Annotated in this window: 25 protein-coding genes and 1 tRNA gene; 16 read left to right on the plus strand and 10 right to left on the minus strand. The window is 69.7% G+C overall.

Annotation, left to right across the window (positions count from 1 at the left end; all coding sequences use genetic code 11):
- Positions 1 to 45 precede the first annotated feature (45 nt).
- A complete protein-coding gene (locus tag OG617_RS10470) occupies positions 46 to 843 on the plus strand; it encodes a site-specific integrase (protein ID WP_405100799.1) in 798 nt (265 codons plus the stop codon).
- 867 nt (positions 844 to 1,710) lie between these two features.
- On the opposite strand, the gene OG617_RS10475 is transcribed toward OG617_RS10470, so the two are convergent.
- From OG617_RS10475 to OG617_RS10485, 3 genes are all read right to left on the minus strand, one after another.
- On the minus strand, positions 1,711 to 3,225 hold the full coding sequence (locus tag OG617_RS10475; protein WP_405100801.1) for a pentapeptide repeat-containing protein: 1,515 nt from the start codon (positions 3,223 to 3,225) through the stop codon (positions 1,711 to 1,713).
- 94 nt (positions 3,226 to 3,319) lie between these two features.
- On the minus strand, positions 3,320 to 4,027 hold the full coding sequence (locus OG617_RS10480) for an HAD family hydrolase (RefSeq protein ID WP_405100803.1): 708 nt from the start codon (positions 4,025 to 4,027) through the stop codon (positions 3,320 to 3,322).
- Positions 4,024 to 4,890, minus strand: coding sequence for a GntR family transcriptional regulator (locus tag OG617_RS10485; protein WP_405100805.1), 867 nt, complete (start codon positions 4,888 to 4,890; stop codon positions 4,024 to 4,026). The genes OG617_RS10480 and OG617_RS10485 overlap by 4 nt, the downstream gene beginning before the upstream one ends.
- A 407-nt stretch (positions 4,891 to 5,297) precedes the next feature.
- Between OG617_RS10485 and OG617_RS10490 the strand changes: the two genes are divergently transcribed.
- The 10 genes from OG617_RS10490 (at position 5,298) to OG617_RS10535 (ending at position 13,356) form a co-directional block, all read left to right on the plus strand.
- On the plus strand, positions 5,298 to 5,549 hold the full coding sequence (locus tag OG617_RS10490) for a DUF6284 family protein (protein ID WP_405100807.1): 252 nt from the start codon (positions 5,298 to 5,300) through the stop codon (positions 5,547 to 5,549).
- Positions 5,549 to 5,920 carry an RRQRL motif-containing zinc-binding protein gene (locus OG617_RS10495; RefSeq protein WP_405100809.1) on the plus strand — a complete coding sequence of 124 codons (372 nt, stop codon included), beginning with the start codon at positions 5,549 to 5,551 and terminating at the stop codon, positions 5,918 to 5,920. Before OG617_RS10490 ends, OG617_RS10495 begins: the two co-directional genes overlap by 1 nt.
- A complete protein-coding gene (locus tag OG617_RS10500; protein ID WP_405100811.1) occupies positions 5,917 to 6,813 on the plus strand; it encodes an ABC transporter permease in 897 nt (298 codons plus the stop codon). Before OG617_RS10495 ends, OG617_RS10500 begins: the two co-directional genes overlap by 4 nt.
- Positions 6,814 to 6,904: 91 nt before the next feature.
- The gene (locus OG617_RS10505; RefSeq protein WP_405100813.1) at positions 6,905 to 7,372 is read left to right on the plus strand and encodes a DUF3307 domain-containing protein; all 468 of its coding nucleotides are present in this window, start codon (positions 6,905 to 6,907) and stop codon (positions 7,370 to 7,372) included.
- A gap of 310 nt (positions 7,373 to 7,682) precedes the next feature.
- Positions 7,683 to 9,893 carry a cell division protein FtsK gene (locus OG617_RS10510; RefSeq protein ID WP_405100815.1) on the plus strand — a complete coding sequence of 737 codons (2,211 nt, stop codon included), beginning with the start codon at positions 7,683 to 7,685 and terminating at the stop codon, positions 9,891 to 9,893.
- A gap of 141 nt (positions 9,894 to 10,034) precedes the next feature.
- On the plus strand, positions 10,035 to 10,283 hold the full coding sequence (locus OG617_RS10515) for a hypothetical protein (protein ID WP_405100817.1): 249 nt from the start codon (positions 10,035 to 10,037) through the stop codon (positions 10,281 to 10,283).
- Positions 10,283 to 10,582, plus strand: coding sequence for a hypothetical protein (locus OG617_RS10520; protein WP_405100820.1), 300 nt, complete (start codon positions 10,283 to 10,285; stop codon positions 10,580 to 10,582). Before OG617_RS10515 ends, OG617_RS10520 begins: the two co-directional genes overlap by 1 nt.
- A gap of 11 nt (positions 10,583 to 10,593) precedes the next feature.
- Positions 10,594 to 10,839 (plus strand): hypothetical protein, encoded by a 246-nt coding sequence (locus OG617_RS10525; RefSeq protein WP_405100822.1) that lies wholly within the window; start codon positions 10,594 to 10,596, stop codon positions 10,837 to 10,839.
- Between the two features lie 13 nt (positions 10,840 to 10,852).
- Positions 10,853 to 11,761 (plus strand): bifunctional DNA primase/polymerase, encoded by a 909-nt coding sequence (locus OG617_RS10530; RefSeq protein ID WP_405100824.1) that lies wholly within the window; start codon positions 10,853 to 10,855, stop codon positions 11,759 to 11,761.
- Positions 11,758 to 13,356: a YfjI family protein gene (locus OG617_RS10535; RefSeq protein ID WP_405100826.1), complete on the plus strand. Its 1,599-nt coding sequence runs from the start codon at positions 11,758 to 11,760 to the stop codon at positions 13,354 to 13,356. Before OG617_RS10530 ends, OG617_RS10535 begins: the two co-directional genes overlap by 4 nt.
- A 35-nt stretch (positions 13,357 to 13,391) precedes the next feature.
- Here the strand turns inward: OG617_RS10535 and OG617_RS10540 are convergent, their stop codons facing one another.
- Entirely contained in the window at positions 13,392 to 13,577 is a 186-nt protein-coding gene (locus tag OG617_RS10540) for a hypothetical protein (RefSeq protein ID WP_405100828.1), read from the minus strand.
- Positions 13,578 to 13,965: 388 nt separating this feature from the next.
- Between OG617_RS10540 and OG617_RS10545 the strand changes: the two genes are divergently transcribed.
- From OG617_RS10545 to OG617_RS10555, 3 genes are read left to right on the plus strand one after another with little or no spacing between them, the layout of a single operon-like run.
- Entirely contained in the window at positions 13,966 to 14,133 is a 168-nt protein-coding gene (locus tag OG617_RS10545; RefSeq protein WP_405100830.1) for a hypothetical protein, read from the plus strand.
- Positions 14,130 to 14,333 (plus strand): helix-turn-helix transcriptional regulator, encoded by a 204-nt coding sequence (locus OG617_RS10550; RefSeq protein WP_405100832.1) that lies wholly within the window; start codon positions 14,130 to 14,132, stop codon positions 14,331 to 14,333. Before OG617_RS10545 ends, OG617_RS10550 begins: the two co-directional genes overlap by 4 nt.
- Positions 14,330 to 15,820: a tyrosine-type recombinase/integrase gene (locus OG617_RS10555; protein ID WP_405100834.1), complete on the plus strand. Its 1,491-nt coding sequence runs from the start codon at positions 14,330 to 14,332 to the stop codon at positions 15,818 to 15,820. The genes OG617_RS10550 and OG617_RS10555 overlap by 4 nt, the downstream gene beginning before the upstream one ends.
- A 63-nt stretch (positions 15,821 to 15,883) precedes the next feature.
- Here the strand turns inward: OG617_RS10555 and OG617_RS10560 are convergent.
- A tRNA-Tyr gene (locus tag OG617_RS10560) sits at positions 15,884 to 15,967 on the minus strand.
- A 151-nt stretch (positions 15,968 to 16,118) separates the two neighbouring features.
- On the opposite strand from OG617_RS10560, the gene OG617_RS10565 reads away from it, so the two are divergent.
- Positions 16,119 to 16,613: a YajQ family cyclic di-GMP-binding protein gene (locus OG617_RS10565; protein ID WP_405100836.1), complete on the plus strand. Its 495-nt coding sequence runs from the start codon at positions 16,119 to 16,121 to the stop codon at positions 16,611 to 16,613.
- A gap of 178 nt (positions 16,614 to 16,791) precedes the next feature.
- Here OG617_RS10565 and OG617_RS10570 read toward each other — a convergent pair whose 3' ends face one another.
- Together OG617_RS10570 and OG617_RS10575 are read right to left on the minus strand one after the other, a co-directional pair.
- The gene (locus OG617_RS10570; RefSeq protein ID WP_405100838.1) at positions 16,792 to 17,172 is read right to left on the minus strand and encodes a hypothetical protein; all 381 of its coding nucleotides are present in this window, start codon (positions 17,170 to 17,172) and stop codon (positions 16,792 to 16,794) included.
- 205 nt (positions 17,173 to 17,377) lie between these two features.
- A complete protein-coding gene (locus OG617_RS10575) occupies positions 17,378 to 17,563 on the minus strand; it encodes a hypothetical protein (RefSeq protein ID WP_405100840.1) in 186 nt (61 codons plus the stop codon).
- 494 nt (positions 17,564 to 18,057) lie between these two features.
- Here OG617_RS10575 and OG617_RS10580 point away from each other — a divergent pair, with 494 nt between their 5' ends.
- Entirely contained in the window at positions 18,058 to 19,500 is a 1,443-nt protein-coding gene (locus OG617_RS10580) for an LPXTG cell wall anchor domain-containing protein (protein WP_405100842.1), read from the plus strand.
- Positions 19,501 to 19,583: 83 nt separating this feature from the next.
- Here the strand turns inward: OG617_RS10580 and OG617_RS10585 are convergent, their stop codons facing one another.
- The 3 genes from OG617_RS10585 to OG617_RS10595 all read right to left on the minus strand — a co-directional run bounded on the left by OG617_RS10585 (position 19,584) and on the right by OG617_RS10595 (position 23,524).
- Positions 19,584 to 20,843, minus strand: coding sequence for an MFS transporter (locus tag OG617_RS10585; RefSeq protein WP_396677242.1), 1,260 nt, complete (start codon positions 20,841 to 20,843; stop codon positions 19,584 to 19,586).
- 155 nt (positions 20,844 to 20,998) lie between these two features.
- Positions 20,999 to 21,877, minus strand: a complete 879-nt coding sequence (gene htpX / locus OG617_RS10590; protein ID WP_405100845.1) for a zinc metalloprotease HtpX — start codon at positions 21,875 to 21,877, stop codon at positions 20,999 to 21,001.
- Positions 21,878 to 22,051: 174 nt separating this feature from the next.
- Positions 22,052 to 23,524, minus strand: a complete 1,473-nt coding sequence (locus tag OG617_RS10595; protein ID WP_405100847.1) for an NADH-quinone oxidoreductase subunit N — start codon at positions 23,522 to 23,524, stop codon at positions 22,052 to 22,054.
- Between the last annotated feature and the right edge of the window lie 20 nt (positions 23,525 to 23,544).

The following is a 23,544-nucleotide window of genomic DNA, read 5'->3' on the forward strand; positions in this document are numbered from 1 at the left end:
TCTCGTGTCTGGTCGATGGGGTCCATCGATAGACAGGAGAAGACCATGGACCTGAATGATGTTGCCCGGCGTCGCCGACGGATCGTGGTGCAGGGGCCGCTCGCGCCGTTCGCCGACGGCCTGCGCGAGGATCTGGCGGAGCAGGGGTTCTCGCCGGACACGATCGTTGACCATGCGCGCCGGTTGGCGGATCTGAGTGGCTGGCTGGTCGCCCGTGGGCTGGCCACGGGTGAGTTGACCAGGGAGGTCGTGCGGGAGTTCCTGCGAGAGCGTCGGTCGGCCGGCGTTCGGGCCGGGGTGGGTGAGCGGGCGTTGACGCCGCTGCTGACGTATTTGCGCCGGTTGGGGACGGTTCCGCCGCCTGCGGTGACGGCTGCGGTGGAACCGGTGGACGTGCTGATAGGTGAGTACCAGCGGTACTTGGAGGACGAACGCGGGCTGGCCGCGGGCACGGTGAGGCACTACCTGCGGTGCGCTCGGATGTTCTTGACCTGGCTGCCCGGACCGCTGGAGGGTGTGCTGCCGCGGCTGTCGGCCGGGCAGGTCATCGATTTCGTGCGGGACTGGAATACGCGGCGGCGTAGTACGGCGGTGGACACGGTGACGCTGCCCGCGTTGCGGTCGTTGCTGCGGTTCCTGCACGTTGCCGGGCATGTTCCGGTCGGCTTGGCCGGGGCGGTCCCGGCCGGACGTGGTCGGCCCCGCAACCTGGCCCGGCCGCGGGCGGCTGGACATGAGCAGGTCCGGGCGGTGCTGGCAGCCTGTGATCGCCACAGCACGGTCGGCCGTCGCGACTTTGCAATCCTGTTGACTGCACCTCGACGGCGAGCGATGCACCGATGAGATCATCGGGCACAAGCCGGGCACAACTGACGCCGAGAAAAGCTGTTGACCGGTGTAAGGCAACAGGAAGCGCCACCCAGGTCAGGACGCCGATCCGCCCGATCTGCGATAATCCACAGACTGCCGGAGGGGTTCAGGGTTCGAGTCCCGGGCCGCATAAACCGTGGCGCCCAAGGCCGACCCATGACGGGCGAGTAGGTGCGCTGAGTAGGTGTTGTTGCCGATTTCCTCTGTTCTGGATCAAGGCGCCGCGCTCCGCGCGACGCGGGGCGGTAACCCGGCCGGCGGCAAGCCGCCCCGGCCGCCTCCGGCGCCGGGGCGGAGAGCCACCGACTGCCGCCGGACCGCCGCCCCCGAACCCGCGGATCCAGAGAGCAGCACGACCACGGCCAGGCGGTACGGAAGCCGGACGGGTCGGCATGGTCGAGGGTCGGGGCTTCCGGCTGCCGCGCCAGTCCAACCCCGGGACTGGCTTGCCCCCGGCCTACCTCCCGCCGCCAGCGATACGCCAGTGCAGAGCCCTCAGCCGGTCGCTCCGCCCACGGCCCACGCCAGCCAGGCAAGCTGCCACCAACGCCAGCAGTCACAGCCCCAGAGGAGCCCTCAGAGACAAGATCGACCCGCCCACCATTTGCCCACAACCAGTCGTCAACGGTTGGACGCAGCCGGACTCGGCCAGACGAACGACAACGGCCCCTGATCAGCATTCCTGCTGGTCAGGGGCCGTTGGTGCTCCTGGTGGCGGGTAGAGGATTCGAACCTCTGAAGCTTTCGCGACGGATTTACAGAGCGCCAAGCCCGAGCCTCTGACCAGCACTAATGCCCTCAGTACCTCAGTGCGCGACACGGATGTGACACAGGGCGGCACTACGGAAGGCGCAGACCTGTGGGCGCAGCATCGGCCCAGCCGTCGAACACGGGTGGCACATCGACATGGACAGCGGTGAACCAAACCTCTCCACCCTCGAAGTAGGCAGCACGGAAGGACAGCATCGTGCCGGTCAACCTCGACCCCCCACCGAAGTAGATCCCACCTCGAATAAGAAGCACCTGGTCGAAGAGCATGGAGCCACCCTCCAATATTGATCCGTCTACGTCGACGGTTCCACCCCTAAGCTCAGCACCTGAAAAATCGACAGTCCCGCCAATAACTCGCACTCCCCCGAAGTAGAGTTCACCTAATTCATGTCGGCAACCGACGAATGAAACAACGCCTCCACGAATAACTGAAGCCAAGAAAGTCGCCTCAAGCCCATCGAAGGTAGCTCGATAGAAGCCGAGTTCCCCATTGTTGAACTTCGCCGCTTGACACGACAGCTTGCCACCGTTAAAGGCGGCGCTCGTGAAATCAACTTTTCCGCCACTGAAAGTCGCGTCTTGGAAGTTCACGTTCGCTTCACTAAAGGTGGCGTTAGTAAAGTCGACTATCGAGCCGTTGAAGACAGCACCTATAAATGCCAACTGCCCACCGTCAAAGGTAGCTCCGATGAACGAGACCACACCACTGTTGAAAACAGCATCGTTGAAGCAGGCATACGCATGGTCGAAGTTGACACCTTCAAGCAGCAAGGCCCCAGACGTAAACGTTGCGCCAATAAATAGGACTCGCCCGCCACTAAAGGTGGCGTTCGCCAGGCTACCTCCATCAAACACCGCGCCAGTAAAGTCGAAGTCGTAGGCGCACCACGACGTTTCATCACCCAACGACCTTTTAAGACGATCACCGATCAGGCGAATGACCGTATGGCGGACTTCGCGCTCTTGACGTGCGGCCAGGTTCTCCCCACGCCACTCGCCAACGTTCCCGCTGCGATCGTTACCTTCAATATCCGGGGGCGGTGCGTAGGGCATCCTCAAGTAAGCACAAAGAACTTCGATGCATGTCTGTCTCCCGTTTTTCCAATCGTCAGCTAGGCCAGCCATGGCGTAGACTCCGGCCAGGCGCACTGCCGCCTTATCGGATCCCAATTGCTCGGACGCTTTGGCGAATCGCTCATTGAAGAGCCTTACACCATTTCGCTCAGCTTCAACTTGCGCTCGATCATCCGCTACTTGGGCGAGCGCCTTCGCTATCTCGGCCCTTTGGTCGGCAGCATGAGCAAGCTCATGAGAAAACTCGGCCAACTGACTGGTGTGCTCTGCCACTCGCTGCCGGCGATAAGCAACAACCAGAGCCGCGACTCCACCAATTCCTGCCACCACAGCAAAAACTAGTTTCAGAAGATCGAACAAAGTGCCTGGCGTGACGACAGAAGCCCGCTCAATGCCTGGCCACCCCGCGTACCAGAGCGCAAACACCACCATGGTCACAACCAAGAGGATGGCGGCCGCCACCGCCAGACCAATCGCTTGGCGGATACCCCACAGGTGCAGCGCCGGCACTGGACTTTCTGAGGGCGAAGTCGGACGCACCACCCCAACACTGGGCTCGGGCAGCGATGAGGGCTGGACTACGGGAATCTCCACGCCATCCCTTCTACCGCATCCCGGCCACTCCGCCGGGTTCCAGTAGGACGCGAGCCAGTTCGCCCATGCTGCTGATTACCGCATCAGCAGCCGCGCCACGGAAGAGATCGGCCTTGTTCGGGCGGTTCGCATAGGCGACCACCCTGACGCCTGCCGCACGCGCCCCCTCGATGTCCGACACTGAATCGCCAATGAGCACGCAACGGCCCGGCGTCTCACCGAGGGCGAGGACAGCTTGCAGAATCGGTTCGGGGTTGGGCTTCATCCGGTCCGGGTCGGCGTACGCCCGACCGACCACCGGCAAGACGTACCCGGCGAGCCGGTGCGCGGCCAGGTAGGCGCTCACTGCGCCGGCCGAGTTGTTGCTGACCGCCGCCACCGGCATCCCGGCTTGCCGGGCAGCCACGATTACCTCCCGGCCGTACGGCGTTGGCTCGGCAGTCTCGACGGCCCGACACTCGGCAGCACAGAGCGCATCCTCCACCGCCCGCGTGATGCCGTGGTCGCCGGCCGCGCCGGTACGGCGCAGCACCTCAAGCGGGTCCGGTTCGCTGGCGAGGTCGGGCGGCACGTCGACACCTTGCCGCCTCAGCACGTCGACCAGTTCTGCGGCAACCTGCGGGGCTGGATAGCCGGCGAAAATGCTGCACACCGGCCCATCGAAGTCGAGCAGCACCGCGCCGACCCCGGCGAGCAGCCGGCCAAGGTCGGCGCTCATCCGTCGTACCGGTAGGCGATGGTCGACCACACCGAGTCGAACCACTGGCGGGAAGCCTCCACGAACTGCGTGCCGTGCGAGGTGTCGTCGTCGGTCACCGCGTAGTGGAACAGCGGCACGTCCTTGCCCATCAGGTCGTAAATCGCCATCGGCTCACCCTTGATCGAGACGGTGCGCTCAACTACCGGGTAGAAGCCGTAGAAGACCTCTTCGCTGTTCAGGATGTAGAGCTTGAACAGCGGGGACGCCCGGTGCATCCGCACTTCGACGGTGGTCGACCGGATGAGGCCGAGGTCGCCCAGCTCGGTGACCTGATCGATGATGCCGTCCGCCGCCCGGCGGGTGATTCGCGCCGCGCGTTCGCGTACTGCTGGGTCGTCGGCCTGCGTCTCGGCCCGTGCCGGCAGCGCCATCGGCGCAGTCATGTCGGAGATCAGGACCCGCACGGCGATCGTCTCCGGCGCGAGCCGACCGACGCGCACTTTGTCGAGCGCTTCGGCGAGCGCGTCGCGCAGCGTCTCGCCAGAGAACCCGGCGAAGTCGATGGTGACGTGAGGTCGGTCGAACGAGGCTTCAATGTGCGGACGCAGCTCGACTGCCCGCTGTGTCTGCGCGCGAACAAACGCGCCGCTGCCCTGCCGGGACACGATCAGCCGCTCTGCCCGGAGCAGGTCCAAGGCTCGCTTGACCGTCTCTCGTGCGACGCCGTAGCGGGTGGCTAGCTCGGGCTGCGACGGCAGCTTCTCGCCGGGCGTGAGTCGGCGCGTGAGGATGGCCGCCCGCAGCTTGTTCGCGATCTGCTGCGAGGCCTGTTTGGGGTCGTCGGGATCTAGCTGACCGAGGAAGTCAAGGTTCTCGCTCACCTGCCCACGGTAGCGCTGACTAGCCAAGTTGAGAAAGTTCGCCGCGCCCCCTTGACCTGACTAGCCAAGCCGACCTACGTTCATCCCGTCGAACCTGGCTAGCCAGGAACGACAAGCCGAGCGGAAGCCGGGGAAGGTGGCGCGCTTTGCGCTGCGCGCTCACGGGCCGGTCGTGTGGTCGTTCATTGAGAACTTCACAGCAGAAGCGCCGCGTAGATCCGTCTGCGGCATCCCCGCCTTGAGCCACACGGTGGCCGACCCCGGTAGATCCCGGGCGAGCGGGGCGAGCGGGCCGGATCTGGCGCGCGGTTGCTTCTGCCTCCTGGTCCTGTCTGTCCCGGGGTGCGGCCGGTCCGGTCGCACCCCGAGGCTTTCCCCCACTTCATCGACTCCCCTGGAGGTTCCCCGTGAGGAAGCACCTCGCCCCCGTCACCGCCGAGCCGACCGCCGCCGACCTGGCCGCGATCGACACGGAGTGGCCGCTGATCGCCGCTGAACTGGACGTGCTCGACGCCGAAATCACCCTGATCTACGCCGAGGACAAGGGCGGCCCGACCGACCTGGACTGGCGGCGGCTGCGCCGGGCCGAGGCTCGTGTCACCCGCGCCGCCGCCGAGCTGGCCGCCGGCACCCTCGCCGACCCGTACCGCGCGGCCTGATGTCACGTATCCGGGCCGCCTACTGGGACCCGGACGGGACCCGGTACGGCATCCCCACCTACTGGTGGCGGGGCGCCCCGGCCGGCTACGCCACCCGCCGCCAACTGCGCGCCGCCGGCCTGCGCCCCGCCGGGCAGCCGGTCGCCGCGCAGGTGCTCTGGCGCGGTGTCGGCGGTACCCGCGCCGCCTTCCTGTACCGGGTCGACCTGGCCCGGCCGAAGCGCACCGCCACCCCCGCCCAGCTCCGCGCGGTTCGCGCCGCGCTGACCGCCCGCCGCACCTGCCCGACCTGCCGGAAGGTGCAGCCCTACTACATCCCGCGCTCGCTCGGCGAGTGCCTGACCTGCTCCGATGGAGGACATCAGTCATGACCGCCCCGACCATCAACGGCACGAAGTTCCCGCAGCCGGTCGACATGCTGCTTCCGGCCGCCCGCGCCCTGGACCTGCCCGACGGCCAGCAGATCCCCTCCCGCAACCGGCTCATGCGGGAGTTCCGCATCGGCGCGGCCAAGGCTGACGACATCCTCGCCCGCCTCAAGGCCGAACACGACAGCCGCGACCGTGCCGAGACGCTGCGCAAGGCTCTGATCCTGCGCGGCTCGCTGCTGACCCCCGAGGCGGACACCAATGGCCCGGCCGCGCCCCGGCTGGACTACCCCGAGCCGATCGGCCCGGACCCCGCCCCGGCTCCGGACGTGCCCGAGTTCGTGCCGGTGCTCGACCCGACCCCGGCCGCCCCGGTGAAGATCACGCCCGCCGAGCAGGTCGAGCAGGTCACGCCGGTCAGTCACCCGGACACGCCCAGCCCGACCACCCCCGACCACACGCCGGCCGCGCCGGTCCGCTCAGCCGTGGCCTGGCCGGTGGTGCTGCTCGCCCTGCCCGCGTTCGTCGCGATCTGGTCCGGGTGGGTCGGGCTCGGCGGACTCACCGGGTTCGGGGTGGTCCACCCGCTGCCCGGTATCGCGGACGGATTCAGCCTCAACACCGCAATCACCCTCCCGATCGGGGTCGAGACGTACGGGGCGTATGCGCTGTACGTGTGGCTGTCCGGGCGGGTGCCGCCCCGGGCGCTTCGGTTCGCCAAGTGGTCCGCCATCGCGTCCCTGCTGGTCGGCGCGCTCGGCCAGGTCGCCTATCACCTGCTGGTCGCCCCCGCCACGGGTGCCCCCTGGTGGATCACCACCGCCGTATCCGTCCTGCCAGTCGCCGTACTCGGCATGGGCGCCGCCCTGGCACACCTCGTCCGCGCCCACGACTAGCTGTGCCCGGCGGCACGGCCCCTGGCCTCAGAAACCGATGCCGTGCCGCCGGCCTCACCCCTCAGCCCAACAGACCTCAGGAGAGACACCCATGTTCCCAGACCCCACCGGCACCCGCGCCGCCGCGTTCGCTGCCGTGTTCGTCGCCCTCTACGTTGCCCACCAGGTCGCCGACCACTGGGTCCAGACCCAGCACCAGGCCGACTGCAAGGGCCGCCCCGGTTGGGCAGGCCGTATCGCCTGCGCCGCCCACGTCACCACCTACACCGCCACCGCCGGCCTGGCCCTGGTGTTCCTGATCGCCGGCACCGGCCTGCGCCTCGACCCCTCCGGCGTCGCCGTCGGGCTGGCCATTTCGGCGGTCACGCACTACATCGCCGATCGGCGGACCCCGCTCAAGCGCATCGCCGCCGCCCTCGGCTCGGCCCGCTTCTACGCCCTCGGCACGCCCCGCCCCGGCCACGACGACAACCCGTCCCTCGGTACCGGGGCCTACGCCCTCGATCAGTCCTGGCACATCGGCTGGCTGTTCGTCGCCGCCCTGTTCTGCGCGGTCTGACCGCCCCCGTGGGGCATCCGCCCATCACCGGATGCCCACGCGGAGGCCGCCAGACCGACTGGACGGCACGACCCGAGAGGACCGACATGGCGAGCTGCGCACACCCCGCCTTCCACTACACCTACGCGGACGGCAAGAAGTACATGGTCTGCACCCAGTGCGGAGCCATGTGGGAGATCTGACCGCCCCCGTGCCGCTGCTGCGGCGCAACTGACAAGTAGCCCTGCCCGGCGGCGCGACCCATGGCCTAGGAACCGTGCCGCGCCGCCGGCCCCCACCGATCCCTTCAGACCTGTTGGAGACCCCCATCATGACGTCCCCCCGAAACGATGACCGATTCGACTGGCAGGCCGCCGAAACCGATCCGAACGACACCCCCGCCGCCGCCGAGGATGCCGAGGTGGTCGACCTGGACGCCGCCCGGTCCCGCCGGGGCGCGTCCGTCACCCCTAACGGTGACGGAAGTGACCTGGCCGATGAGCCCGCCGGCCGGCGGTTGGTCGACTCGCCGGCCGCGCAGCGTTCGCCGCGTTTCACGGTGGCGGGGTTGCAGGCCGGGAAGCGCCGGCCGATTGTTCCGGCGTGGCTGCGGTCGCGTGCTGAGCTGCGCGACGCCGCCCGGTGGACGGTTGGGCATCTGTTCCACGCTGGGGCGTATCACCTGACGCGGGTGCCGAAGTACGCCGGGAAGTTGGCGTGGCGGGCGCCGCGCGGTGCGGGTCGGGTGCTGACTGGCTGGGGTCGGTGGCTGTTCGACCTGCAAGGCGAGCACGTCCGGCAGTCGGTGGCCGACAAGGGCGACGCCGAGTTGTATTTGAAGGTGTCGCGGTTGCGTGACCAGCGCGTCCGGTGGCGGGGGTTCGTCACTGCCGCGGTGGTCCTCGGGGTGCTGCCCGCGTTGGGCATCGCTTACGCCCTGGCCCCGGCCGGTGCCCGTTACTCCACCGTCGCGGGTCTGCTGGTCGCGTTGGGGGTGCTCGGGCGGCCGGCGGACAAGCCGCTACTCGACACCGCCGTGGTCGTGCCCCGGGTGCAGAAACTGACCTCGGATGTGGTGGTGCGCGCGCTGGGCAACCTCAGCATCACCGGCATCAACCAGGCCCTTTCCAAGGGTGACCGGGGCAGGGACTGGTTCCCCTCCCCGATCACCCGCGACGGCCCCGGCTGGCGCGCCGACGTGGAGTTGCCCAACGGTGTCACCTCGACTGAGGTCATCGAGAAGCGGGAAAAGCTGGCCGCTGGCCTGTCCCGCCCGCTCGGGTGCGTGTGGCCCGAGGGACAGCCCGAGGTGCACCCCGGCCGGCTCGTGCTCTGGGTCGGTGACCAGGACATGTCCAAGGCCAAGAAGCCGACGTGGCCGCTGCTCAAGGCCGGCAGCGTGGACCTGTTCCGGCCGCAGCCGTTCGGCACCGACCCGCGTGGCCGGTGGGTTGACCTGACGTTGATGTTCATGGCGATGGTCATCGGGTCGATCCCGCGTATGGGTAAGACGTTCGCGTTGCGGGAGGTGCTGCTGATCGCCGCGCTCGATCCGCGTGCGGAGATCCACGCCTACGACCTCAAGGGCACCGGTGACCTGTCGGCGTTGGAGCAGGTCGCGCACCGCTACCGCGCCGGTGAGGAAGACGAGGACATCGAGTACGCGGTGGCGTCGATGCGGGAGCTGCGCGAGGAGCTGCGCCGCAGGGCGAAGGTGATCCGTGAGCTGCCCCGGGACCTGTGCCCGGAGAACAAGGTCACCCCGGAACTGGCGTCGAAAAAGGTGCTCGGCCTGCACCCCCTGGTCGTCGGGGTGGATGAGTGTCAGAAGTGGTTCGAGCACCCGGAGTTCGGCAAGGAACTGGAAGCGATCAGCACCGACCTGGTGAAGCGTGGGCCGGCGCTCGGGATCATCCCGGTGTTCGCCACGCAGCGGCCGGACGCCAAGAGCTTGCCGACGGGCATCTCGGCGAACGCGTCCACCCGGTTCTGTCTCAAGGTCATGGGGCAGACCGAGAACGACATGGTGCTCGGCACGTCGCAGTACAAGCAGGGCGTCCGGGCGACCATGTTCGCCTGGACGGACAAGGGCACCGGCTACTTCGTCGGTGAGGGAGCAGACGCCCGGATCACCACCACCGTCAACATCGACGGGCCGATGGCCGAGCGGATCGCCGCCCGCGCCCGCACCGCCCGCGAGGCCGCCGGGCGGATCACCGGGCACGCCCTCGGCGAGCAACCCGCCAAAGCCCCGGCGTTGTCGTTCCACCTGCTCGACGACATCGCCGCCGTGGTGCCCGCTGGTGAGGCCAAGGTGTGGTGCCGCACCGTGGCCGCCCGGCTGGTCGAGCTGCGGCCCGAGGTCTACGCGGGGTGGGACGGGGAGCGGGTCACCGTCGCGCTCAAGCCGTTCGGGGTGAAGGTCGGGCAGACGTGGGGCACCGACCCGGACACCGGCAAGGGCGCCAACCGGGGCGGATTCGAACGCGCCACGATCATCGCCGCAATTGCGGAGCGTAACCGGAAGCGGGACGCGAGCTAACCGGACGTCGGTCCTAGGTCTAGGACCGACGGGTTCCTAGACCTAGGACCGCCCCTAGGACGCCATCCGAACCTTGATCAGGACGCTAGGAATCTAGCGGCCTTCCCCGAACACACCCTGAAACCGGCTCTGGAGGCTGAAATGACCCCCCGCGACCTGCTAGCCGCCGTCCCCTGCCTCACCCTCACACTGGTCACGCTCGGTTACCTGGCGTTGTGTGTGATCGACCCGTTCGGCCGGTGCCGCACCTGCCACGGCACCGGCCGCAAACGCTCCCCGCTCATCCGCATCCGGCGGGAGTGCCGCCGCTGCGCCGGCACCGGCCTCCGGCTACGCCTCGGCCGGCACGCCATCAACCACATCAAGGACGAGTACAAGGCGGCGAAGTAATGCACCGCCGCAACGGACGAGACGGACACACCGACTGGTGCGGACGCGACCACCGCTGCAACCTCGGCGAACACCGCTCCGCAGAGATCGTGGTCGACCTGCCCGGCCACGGCCGGGCGGTGTTGGTACGGGTACGCACCACCGCCGGCCGCGACCACGCCGAGATTCGGCTACGGGTCGCCCTGGCCCCCGCCGAGCCAGCCGCCCGCCGGCAACTCGCCGGCCTGCTCGCCGACCTGCGCCACGTCGTCACCCGCGCCGCCCTCGCCGCACGGCCCGCACCCCGCCGGGCCGCGTAGTGGAGGCGTGGTTGACCGGCACCCCGACCGAACTCGACGCCGCCATTGCGGCGCTGACCGCCGTCGCCTACGTCGCCCAGGTCAGCGACCGGCACCCGCTCACCGGCACCGACGCCGGCCGGCACCGGGTGTTCCTGCGCCTGGCCCTCACCACCACCACCGATACCCCGGCCCGCCGGCCCGACCCGGCCCCCACCGGCCGTGGCGGGGCGCTGATCGACCTTGACACCGCCCGCGCCACCCGCCGGCCCGCCTGAACAGGAGACACCCATGCCCGACCTGCTCACCGCCGCGCTCGCTCACGCCGAACGAGGCTGGCACGTCTTCCCGCTGCGCCCCGACGACAAGCGGCCCGCGTTCCCCGACCACACCGCCGACGACTGCACCGGCCGCGACCCGCGCTGCCGTACCGCCGGCCGGCACCTCGGATGGGAACCCCGCGCCACCTGCGACCCCGACCGCATCCGCCGAGCGTGGTCGGCCCGCCCCTACGGCATCGGCCTCGCGTGCGGGCCGTCCCGCCTGGTCGTGGTCGACCTGGACACCCCGAAGAACCCCGCCGAGGCGGGCGGGCGTGACGGCCTGGCCGTGCTCGCCGACCTGGCCGCCGCGCACGCCGCCGGCATCGAGCCGACCTACACCGTCCGCACCGGGCGGGGCGGCACCCACCTCTACTACCGGCACCCCGACGACGGGCCGGCGCTGCGCAACACCGCCGGCACCCTCGGCCCGATGGTCGACACCCGCGCCAACGGCGGCTACGTCGTCGCCGCCAGCTCCACCGTCGCCGGCCGCCCCTATGGCGTCGACCTGGACACCGACCCGGCCCCGCTGCCCGAATGGCTCGCCGGGCTCCTCGCCCCGGCCCCGCTGCCACCGCAACGGCCGGTGCTGGTGGACCTGCCCACCGACCGCACCGGGGCGTACGTGAGGGCGGCCATCACCCACGAGGTCCAACGGGTGACCGGCGCCGCGCCAGGCGAGCGCAACCGGTCGCTCCACATCGCCGCCATCGCCCTCGGCCAACTCGTGGCCGGCGGCGCGCTGACCGCCGACGACGTGCAAAGCGTGCTGGAACAAGCGGGCGTGACGGCCGGGCTGCCCACCTCCGAGGTGTACCGCACCATCCGATCCGGCCTGGCCGCCGGCTCCCACCGTCCCCGAAAGGTGGCCGCATGACCGCCGCCCGTCTCCACCTCGTCACCGACCCGGCCGACACCACCGGGCAGCCGACCGCGGGCGGCCCGCTGTGGGATGTTCCAGTGCCCTTGACCGGCCCCAACACCGCACCGCCGCCGTTCCCCGCCGACGTGTTCCCGCGCTGGCTCGGCGACATGGTCACCGGCCTGGCCCGGTTCACCCAGACCGATCCGGCCATGGCCGGCACCCTCGCCGTCGCCGTGCTCTCCGCGTGCGCCGGTGGCCGCCTGGAGGTGGAGCCGGTCGCCGGGTGGCGGGAGCCGGTGAACGTGTTCGCCGCTGTCATCGCCGGCCCCGGCGAGCGCAAGAGCCCGGTGCATCGGGCGATGACCGCGCCGTTGTTCGCCGCACAGTCGACGCTCGGCGACGCGATGCGCCCCCGCATCGCCGAGGCCGCCGCTCTGCGGGACATCGCCGACCGGCAGGCCGAGCACGCCAAGACCCAGGCAGCCAAGGCCACCGACCCCGGCAAGCGCGATGAGGCGTCCGCCGAGGCGGTCGCCGCCGCCATCGCCGCCGAGGCCATCACCGTTCCCACCCTGCCGAAACTGATCGTGGACGACGCCACCCCCGAAGCGTTGATCGGCCTGATGGCCGCCAACGGTGGGCGGATGGCGATCATCAGCGATGAGGGCGGCATCTTCGACACCCTCGCCGGCCGGTACTCCGGTGCCCCGAACCTTGACCCGTACTTGAAGGGCCACGCGGGGCAGCCGATGAGCAATGAGCGGCAGACCCGCGAGGGCGCCAGCGTGGACAAGCCGGCGCTGACCGTGTGCGTGATGGCGCAACCGACCGTGCTGCGCAAGTTCGGCGGAAACGCCGACCTCGCCGGGCGCGGCCTACCCGCCCGGTTCCTGTTCGCCCTGCCCCGGTCACTGGCCGGATATCGGTCCGTGGACACAGACCCGGTGCCCGAGCAGGTCACCGCCGGCTACACCCACCGGGTACACGACCTGGCCGCCGCCCTCGCCGACTGGACCGACCCGGCCGTGGTCACCCTCACCGACGACGCCAGCCGCGTCCGGCGGGCCGCCGCCGAGCAGGTCGAAATTGAGCTACGGCCAGGCGGCACCCTCTACGACATGCGCGAATGGGGCAACAAACTCTCCGGCGCGACACTGCGACTGGCCGGGCTACTACACGTCGCCCACCACCCCGCCGACGCCTGGCGCCGCCCCATCGACGCCGACCGCATGACCGACGCCGTCCGGCTCGCCGAGTTCTTCGCCGCGCACTACCGGGCCGCGCTCACCACCATCGGCAGTGACGCCGCGATCGAGAACGCCCGGCACGTCCTCGGCGTGCTCACCACCAAGGGCATGACCACCTTCACCCGCCGGGAGCTACACCGCCGCGTCTCCCGCCGGCTACCCAAGTCGGACGAGGTGTCGACGGTACTCGCCGAACTGGCCGCCCTCGGATGGGTCCGCCACGGCCCGGACGGCCGCTACGAACTACACCCCCGCGCCGTAGCCGAGGTGCCCGAAAGCGTTGACACGCTGACAACCGCCCCCGACGACGACATTTCCGCAGCTCAGGACACCCGCGAGGCTGTCAACGGGCCCCGTTGACAGCCGTTGACAGGCGTTGACACCCCAACGGTCACTCAGGCCGCGCCCGGCATCCCGATCCGGAGGGCCTTCCCGGTGATCATGCCACCGGCAATCGCGAGCGGGAAGCCGAGGAAATACACGCCGGCCCACCCGTCGACCCAGATCGCCGTAATGAACACCGCCAGTCCAGCGACGAAAAGTCCAACGCCGACAGCAAATAGGACCCAGCGCGTCGTCATGTGACGAGTCAAGCAAGTCCTCACCTGGCGAGCAATCACCCGGGAGTGCCCACGCCGTCGCTGGCCCGCCCGCTGTCAACGAGTGTCAACGCCTGTCAACGGGGGGCGTTGACACCCCGGCACCGGTCATCACCTGCGGGAACTTGGCTGCGCCGGCCGATTGTCAACGTGTCAACGCTTCCCGGCCCCTCCCGCGCCGCCGGCCCGGCCACCGACACCCGCGAAGTGGCCCGCTGAGAGCGACACAGCCGGATCGTCCCTACGCCTTACACCAACCCTGCCCGAATCTTGCGCCTACGGCGCTCTTAGCGGGCTGCTCTACACCGTTTTGCCGCACTGCCATCCCGACTTTCCACAAGCGACCCGCGCCGCCCGGAAGGCACCCACGATGCGAATCAGGCTGCACGGCACCCCCGCTGAAACAGCCGCAGCACTCAACGCCATCGCCCGAGTGCTGCACATCCAGCAGATCAGCCGGCCCTACCCCGACCGCCGGTCCCCCCTGTTCCAGCGCATCTACCTCCACGCCACCCCGAGGGAGGACACCCGCCCATGACCGCTGTCCGCCGCATCCCGACCGGCAACCTGCTCACCCTCGCCGAAGTCCTGGACGAACTGCGCGTGCCCCGGTCGACCTTCTTCAACTGGAAGGCCACCGGGCGCGCACCCCGAACGATCAAGTACCCGAACGGCAGCCTGTACGTCCGCCGCCGCGACCTGGACAACTGGCTCAACGATCATGAAGAGGCAGCATGAGCACCTACGACGTGCGGGTCTACAGCATCCAGAAACGCCAGCTCACCAAGGGTTTCTCCTACGGCGTGCGCTGGAAGGTGGCCGGCAGGCCGTTTCGCGACACGTTCGCCACCCGCGCGCTGGCCGAGAGCTTCCGGTCAAAGCTGGTGGTGTCTCAGCGGGAAGGCGTTGCGTTCGATGAGGCCAGCGGCCTACCCGAGCCGATGGCGCGCGCGCTCAACGCCCGGTCGTGGTACGAGCACGCCGTGACGTACGTCGACATGAAGTGGCCGCGCGCATCGGCGAAGCACCGCAAGGGCATCGCCGAGACGCTGGCCACCGTCACGCCGGCCCTGCTGTCGACTGACCGGGGCGTGCCCAGCGACAAGGCGCTACGGGCCGCGCTCTATGGGTGGGTGTTCAACAAGGCTCGCCGCGACGCTGGGGAGCCACCCGCCCACCTGGCTGCCGCCGTGCGCTGGCTCAAAGCCAACACCGTCGATCTGGCAGCGCTCACCGACGCCGCCTTAGTGCGGAAGGCGCTCGACACGCTTGCCCTGCGCATGGATGGCGCACCCGCGTCGCCCAGCACGATCGCCCGCAAACGGGCCGTCTTCTCCGGCGCTCTCAAGTACGCCGTCGAGCTACGGCTACTCGACACGCACCCGATGACCCTGGTGAGCTGGACCGCGCCGAAAATGGCCGACGAGATCGACCGGGGAGCGGTGGTCAACCCCGACCAGGCGCGAACGCTACTCGCCGAGGTTGGGCGGGCCGTTCCCGAGCTGGAAGCCTTCTTCGGATGCATGTACTACGCCGCCTTACGCCCCGAAGAGGTGCTTCACCTGCGCGAAGACGAATACGAACGGCCCGCCCAGCCTGACGGGTGGGGCGTGCTGCACCTAACCGGCTCGACGGTGGCTGTGGGCCGGGACTGGGGCGACGGGAACAACACGGCCGAGGATCGCGGACTGAAGCACCGGGCGAAGTCGGCCACGCGGGATGTGCCGGTGCCGCCGCCGCTCGCGCGGCTGCTCAACCGTCACGTCAAGGAGTACCCGCCCGGATCGAACGGGAAGCTGTTCGTCACCCGGCGCGGCCCCGGTGGCCGGTACGTGCCCACCGCCGGCCAACCGATCCCGAACAACACCTACGGGAAGGCATGGCGCAACGCGCGGGCAAAAGTGCTCACGCCGGCACAGCAGCGCTCCACGCTGGCCCGGCGACCGTACGACCTTCGGCACGCCGCCGTATCGCTCTGGCTCAATGCCGGAGTACCGGCTACCCAGGTCGCCGAGTGGGCCGGGCACAGCGTCCACGTCCTCATGCGGGTCTACGCGAAGTGCGTCTACGGCCAGGAGGAAGCCGCCCGCCGCCGAGTAGAGATGGCGCTCGGCCTACCCGCCCCCGCCGCTGGCACAACCCGCCCGGCGGCTTCCATCCCTGATGATCTCGGTGACACGCATGTGACACAGCCAGCGAGATCGAACGGGCTAGAGCGGGACTGAGCGGGACTCACGACAGAAGCCCCTGACCAGCGTTCGCGCTGGTCAGGGGCTTCTTTTCGCACCTGGTGGCGGGTGAAGGATTCGAACCTTCGAAGCTTTCGCGACGGATTTACAGTCCGCTCCCATTGGCCGCTCGGGCAACCCGCCAGGGCGTCACCACCGCGCCTCGCGCGGCAGCGGAGCCAAGGATAGCGGTTACTCCCCGGTCCGGCGCAACCGGGTACCGTCAGGGGGTCGTGCCGCTGGTCGGCGGGCGACGCGTACGAGCACTGACCACCCGGACAGCAGGAGCATGAGCATGGCAGCGAATCCGTCGTTCGACATCGTGAGCAAGGTCGACCGGCAGGAGGTCGACAACGCCCTCCGCCAAGCGGAGAAGGAGCTGGCTACGCGGTTCGACTTCCGGGGCACCGGCGCGGAGATCTCCTGGTCGGGCGAGGAGGCGATCAGCCTCCATGCGGAGACCGAGGAACGGGTCCGGGCGGCCCTGGACGTCTTCAAGGAAAAACTGGTCAAGCGGAACATCTCGCTGAAGTCCCTCGACGCCGGCGACCCGCGGCCTTCCGGCAAGATCTTCAAGATCGACGCGAAGGTGATCCAGGGCATCGAGTCGGACAAGGCCAAGGCGATCAGCAAGAAGATCCGGGACGAGGGCCCCAAGGGCGTCCAGGCGCAGATCCAGGGCGACCAACTCCGGGTCACCGGCAAGAAGAAGGACGACCTCCAGGCCATCATCGCCCTGCTCAAGGGTGATGATTTCGGCGTCGCCCTTCAGTTCACCAACTACAGGTAAGCCGGAGCCATCCCGGCTGGCGGGGGGCTGGCTCACCCACTGTGGCCTGGCAGACGTCGTCGCCGATGGTCTCGTTCGTCATCGTTGTCTGGCGCCGACGGCCTGTCCGCCCACCCACCGTGGCTCCGGCTTTCCGAGGAGCTACCCACCCCGCACAGCGACACCTGGCGACCGGCGGTCACGACCAGGGTGGATCTCCCAGAAGTTCACGGCACGTCGTCATCAACTTCTGCTGGGCGACGGCGATCCGTGCCTCGGCTTGTGTCATGTCTGCCTTGCCGTGGCTGCCCACATCCAACTCGCCGGCCTCCTGCGCAGCCTCCAGAAGTTCCCGGCCGCCAGCACTGACTTCGGAGTCGGTCGCGGCGCTGGTGTCCCTTCCGACGGAGAGATTCAGAGCGAAGAAGACGTTGTTCCTCTCCACTACATACGCCACGGAGATGCAAGCACGGCGGGTGGCGTCGTCTGGGGCGGGTCGGCTGTCGGCCGGCTTCTCATCTGTGCAGGCGGCAAGAAGGAGCGCGACACCCAACATGCTCGCGGCGAAGAGACGGTTCACCGGGGAATGGTAGATCGGCGATCATGGACCGAGATCGTGCAACCTGGGCGGTTCCGGGCCGAGCGGGCCGGTGACTGTATGTAGCTGCCGCGCTGGCGGCTATCGGCGCCTTGGCCCCCCAGGAACGGGGCAGGGGTCCCTTCCTGGTCCGCCCTTGGTCTGACGCTGCCGCCGGCCCCGTACACCCCGATCGCCACCCAGGTAGTCACTCCGGCTGCCGTAGCCTCACCTGCCAGTTATGGGCGGCATGGTCGACGACGACCGCATCCAGGTAGACGCCAACAGCCGGAAGCTCGCCGCCGCGCCGGAACGCAGTCATCTCCACCAGGCCCAGCGCATCGGGCTGACCGTCGATTTCGACGAAGACGCCGAACGGCTTCGTCGCGAGCACGCACGCCCGGAGTCGCGCACCTACAGGTAGTGCCGACTTGGTCTGCGACCACGAGCGCCTTGCTCGCTCAACTCTGCCGTCGTACAAGCTCCAGGCCTCTGCGCTCACGGCCAACCATCCTCGCAAGGTCAGTTGGAAGTGGCCGTGGTCGCGTGAGCAGGTGCTCGCGATCCGCTCGGGCCTGCCGGCGCACTGCCTGGCCGCCGTTGACCTGGGCCCGGGCTGCGGCCTTCGTCGGGGTGGAGTGCTGGCCCTGGCCGTGGCCGACATCGGGCGCTCTACGTGTCGTCGGGAAGCCGAGATTGCCGGTAATCGGCTGGTCTGCAGCTCGCCCATGACACGCACCCTCGGCCCTGGGATGGGGTAGCCGAGGCCGTTTGGTGGCAGAAGCGCACCTTTTCCATCTAGCGGGGGATTTCACCTTCCCCTGCGTGACGCGCATCTTTTACTACTCGTTGCCCCCCTTGTCAACAGTCCACGACACGGGGGAACACATGAGCAAGACCTCTTCGCCGCGCACACGAGCCGGCATCCGCGTACGACTGGCCGCCTTCACGCTGCTGGCCGGCGGCCTGCTGCTCGCGGCCGGCTCGCCGGCCGTTGCGGCACCGCCGATCAACATCAGCCCGGGCAACGTGCCGACGACGGCAGCCCAGTTCACCCAGAACTGCGACCCCAAGCTCGGCGGTGGGCCCTTCCCGAACGAGGACGCGTGGGTTTTCAACCTGCCGGGCAACCCGCACACCAGCGGCGCCTTCCAGTCGGTCACGGCGACGTTCAGTACGCCGAGCGGCACTGTCACGAGGACGATCCCCACCGCCCCCAACAGCAAGATCGTCAATGATATGGGCACCAGCAAGGCGTGGATCCGACTCCCGGCCGGCGGGACGCTCACCGGCGCCAGCGCGGTGCTGGTCTCCGGAAGCGCACGCTCCTTCGAGCTCATCAGCACCTGCGGGGCGAGGCGACCGGCGGACCTGAAGTTGGGGCTGACCAAGACCGCAACCCCGGCCACCGACGTACAGGCCGGTGACAAGGTCACCTACACCTACACGGTGACGAACCAGAACACGGGCATGACCTACCCGATCACCGTCACCGACATCACCGTCACCGACGACACGGTCACCGGCATCACCTGCGAGGACACGTCACTCGCGCCGGGGGCGAGCACCACCTGCACCGGCACGTACACCGTCACGAAGACCGACGTGACCAAGGGCAAGATCGTCAACACCGCGCAGGCTTCCGGGTTGTTCCACCGGCAGAAGGTGCTGTCCGACTACGCGACGTTCACCGTGACCACCGAGCGGGTCCCGCCGAAGCAGATCAGCCTGTCGATCGACAAGAAGGCTCGGGTCGAGTCGGACTGCCGCAACAAGTGTGAGAACGACGGCTTCGCGGCCAAGGGCGACAAGATCTTCTACACCTACCGGGTGGCCAACACCGGCACGGTCGCCATCACCGACGTAGCCGTCCACGACCGGAAGGCCGGTCGGGTGGTCTGCAACAGCACCACGCTGGCACCGGGCACGAGCACCGACTGCCACGCCGTCAAGCCGCATGTTGTGACCTCGGCCGACGTCAAGGCCGGAAAGGTGGTCAACACGGCCCGCGCCATCGGTAAGTTCTACCGCAAGATCGTGGTCTCCGACCCCGTGACCGTCACCGTCTGCATCCGGGATGGCAAGTTCGACCACCGGCACGACGGCAAGGACGACGAGCACGGCAAGGACAACCAGCACGGCAAGGACGACGACCACGGCAAGGACGACAAGAACGACAAGGGCGATAAGGACGATAAAGACGGCAAGGAGCTGCCGGTCACCGGTGACAGCTCCGCCGGTGTCCTCTCCCTGGGTGGCGGCCTGCTGGCCGCCGGTGCGCTCCTGGTCGGGGCCAGCCGGATCCGCCGCAGGGTGGGCGTCCAGGTCTGATCGGTACGACAGTCAGGCACTCGCACTCCGGGCACCGCATGCGGTGCCCGGAGTGTGTCCTGGGGGGATCGAGGCAGGGCGGGTCAGGCGGCGAGGGTCTGCTCGACGCGTACCGCCGTGGCCTCGGCCCGGGCGATCGGGCCGGCGGGGAGCGCGGCGACCGTGGCCCCGACGGCGACCGCAGCCCCGGCGAAGAGGAACGCCCAGGACACGCCGCCGCTGTGGTCGACGATCAGCCCGGCCACCGCGCCGCCGGCGGCGCTGGCCGCCACCGACATGGTGACCACCCAGGTGTACGCCTCGTTCAGCATGCCGGCGGGGGCGATCCGCCCGACCAGGGTGTTCTCCAGGGTCAACGCGGGCGCGATGGTGGCCCCGCCGATGATCAGGGCGACGCCCAGCGGCAGCGGCCCGGGCATCACCGCGAACACGGCGAAACTGCCGGCGACGGTGGCGAGCAGCCAGGCGAACTGGCGGGTCATGTTCGCCGCCGGCTTACGGACGCCGAACCAGAATCCGCCGGCCGCGCTGCCGATCCCCCAGACGGCGAGCAGCAGCCCGGCCAGGCTCTCCGGGTCGTCGGTCGGCTGGCTCCCGGCGAAGGCCGGCACGATCACCCCGGCGGCGCCGAACGCGATGCCGAGGCTGGCGACGCAGAGCAGCAGTGCGGGGAAGCCGCCGACCCGCAGCGGGCCGAGCCCCTTGGCCTGGTGCTCGTGCGGGTGCGGGCGCCAGCCGCGCATCACCCGGCCGAGCGCCACTGCGGTGGTGCCGGCCAGGGTGACCACCGCCGCGCCGACCAGGGCGGCCGTCGCGTCGGCGAACAGGACGAACGCGGCCACCAGCAGCGGGCCGAGTACGAAGACCACCTCGAAGAGCGTGGTCTCCGCGGCCAGGGCGGTGTTGCGCAGGTGGTACCGGCCGGAGGTGGGGCCGGTCAGGTCGTTCCAGGCGCCCCGGATCGCGGCGGTCAGCGGCGGGTACGTGGCACCGGCGACCCCGGAGGCCACGTAGATCAGGGCCAGGTTGCCGGCGTCGGAGCGGCTCGCCATGAGCAGGCCGGACAGCGCGAGGGGGTGGGCGACGGCGGTGGCCAGCAGTACCGGCGTCGGGCCGACCCGGTCGGCGACCCGGCCGGCGATCGGGCTCAGCGCGGCGCTGGAGAGGGCGTAGATGCCGCCGGCGACCGCGGCGAGGGAGTACCGCCCGGTCACCTGTTCCACGACGAGCAGCAGCGCCAGCGGCGTCATGCCGATCCCGAGCCGGCCGATGACGCCGAGGACGAGCAGCATCGGCGCGCCGGGGATCCGCCAGACGCCCAGGTACTGGCGCAGTCCGGCCACGGGAAACCTCCAGGGATGTAATGAGCGGAAGACGTTGCGACCCTAACGCCGCAGCTGCCGGGAGTGAACCGGGTATGGCCCGCGTCTCGTCGCGTACACGACGATCCGCCCGGGCCCGGTGAGACCGGGCACGGACGGATCGGGTGGTACGGGCGTCAGCGCTGGAACTGCACCGGGCCGGCGCTGGCGGCCATCTGCTCCAGCCGGGCGACCCGCTCCTCCATCCGGGGGTGGGTGGAGAAGAGCGCGGCGATGCCACCGCCCCGCTTGAACGGGTTGTCGATCATCAGGTGGGCGGTGCTGGTGAGCTGCCCCTGCGCCGGCAGCGGGCGGGCCTGGGTGCCCATGTGGATCTTCTTCAGGGCGCTGGCCAGGGCCAGCGGGTCCCCGGTGAGCCGGGCGCCGGACGCGTCGGCCTGGAACTCCCGGCTGCGGCTGATCGCCAGCTGGATCACGGTGGCCGCGATCGGGCCGAGGATCAGGGTGAGCAGCAGCACGGCCGGGTTGGGGCGGTCCTCGTCGTCGGAGGAGCCGAGCGGGATGAACCACGCCAGGTTGGCCAGCATGGTGATGATGCCGGCCAGACCGGCCGCCACGCTGGAGATGAGAATGTCCCGGTTGTAGACGTGTGACAACTCGTGCCCGATCACCCCGCGCAGTTCGCGGTAGTCAAGCACCTCGGTGATGCCCTGGGTGACGCAGACCGCCGCGTTGGCCGGGTTTCGGCCCGTGGCGAACGCGTTGGGCTGCGAGGTGGGGCTGACGTACAGGCGGGGCATCGGCTGCCGGGCCTCGGTGGCCAGCTCGCGGACCATCCGGTACAGCTCGGGGAACTGCGCCTCGCTGACCGGTTGCGCCCGCATCGAGCGCAACGCGAGCTTGTCGGAGTAGAAGTAGGTCACGCCGTTCATCACCAACGAGATGACGACGGCGATGACGAGCCCGCCGCTCCCGCCGAACCAGTAGCCGACCGCGAGGATCAGCGAGGTCAACAGGCCGAGCAGCGCTGCGGTCTTCAGACGGTTGTGATGCACGATCGCTCCTTCGGTGCGCGGATCACGCGGGACCCGCTGACCGGTCCAACAAATCCGGTACCCACCAACCATCCGCCTAATGACTGTGAGTTACCTGAAAAACCTGAGCGGCGACTGAGCCCCAGGTCAGGAGCTGCCCGATCAGGCCACGCCCGGGGAGCGATCTACGCAGGGTCAGCGGGCCGCGAGGTCCAGCACGAGCTGCGGGGCGAAGCCGACGACCAGCGCGACGCCGGTGGCGGCGGCGAGCGCGACGGCGACCGTTCCGGCCGGGCGGGCGGGGACGGGCGTGGCGTCGGCCGACGGGGCGTACAGCAGGGCGGCGACGCGGAGGTAGTAGGCGAGGCCGATCACCGCGTTCACCGCCACGACCAGAGCCAGCCAGGCCGCGCCCCCGTCCAGCAGGGCCCGGACCACCGTCACCTTCGCGAAGAGGCCGGCCAGCCCCGGCGGGAGACCGGCCAGCCCGACCAGGGCCAGCGCGAACGCGGCCCCCACCCAGGGCCGCCGCCGGGCCGCGCCGCGCAGCTCGACGAGGGTGCCGCCGTCGGCGTCGGCCGGCCGCAGCGCCACCAGCGCCGCGAACGCGGCCAGCTCCAGCACCACGAAGAAGACCGCGTACGCGACGGCGGCGGCGTACGCGGCGGCACGGGCGTCGGCGGTGCGGCCGGTGGCCAGCGCGAGCGCGCCGAGCGGGGCGAGAATGTAGCCGGCCTGGGCCACCGACGACCAGGCGAGCAGCCGGACCGCACGGCGCTGACGCAGCGCCACCAGGTTGCCCACGGTCATGGTGAGCACGGCGAGTCCGGCGAGCACCGGACCGGTCACCTCCGCCGGCAGGGCCCGCTGGACCACCGCGAGCAGGGCCACCACCCCGCCGAGCTTCGAGGCGGTCGACAGGTACGCCGCCACGGGCAGCGGCGCGCCGTCGTAGGTGGCCGGAGCCCAGGCGTGGAACGGCACGGCGGCCACCTTGAACGCCAGCCCGAGCAGCACCAGCGCCACGGCAGCCGTGGTCAGCGGCACGTCCAGCAGGTCGGGGTGCTCGGCGAACAGCGCGCCGACCCGGCCCAGGTGCAGGCCGCCGGTGACCGCGTAGAGCAGGGCCGCGCCGAGCAGGGTGAGGGTGGTGGCGACCACGCTCACCACGAAGAACGTCACCGCCGCCTCGGCGCTGGCAAGACTCCCCCGGCGCAGGCCGACGAGCACGTACAGCGGCAGGGTCAGCGTCTCCAGCGCCACGACCAGGGTGATCAGGTCACCGGCCGCGCCGAGCACCACGCCGCCGGTCATCGAGCAGGCGAGGAGGAAGCAGTACTCGCCCACCGGGGACCGGCCGGCCCGCAGCAGCGGCCCGGACAGCGCCAGAACCCCGAGGGTGAGCAGGGCGAACAGCGCCCCGACCAGGGCGGCCCGGCCACCGAAGACGTACGAGCAGTCGGCGCCGACGCAGAACGTCGAGCGCTCGCCGCCCGCCCCGACGACGGCGCAGCCGAGCGCGGTGGCGACCGACCCGGCGGCGGCCACCGCCACCGTCGCGGCAGCCCGCGCCACCAGCAGGTCGGTCAGCAGCACCAGGACGGCCGTGCCGGCCGCGAGGTACGCCGGGAGCAGCGCCACGCTGTCCACGCTCTGCACCACACTCATCCGAGCCCGCTCTCGTTCAC

Origin of the sequence: Micromonospora sp. NBC_01412 (genome assembly GCF_045040215.1) — a bacterium.
GTDB lineage: Bacteria > Actinomycetota > Actinomycetes > Mycobacteriales > Micromonosporaceae > Micromonospora > Micromonospora rubida.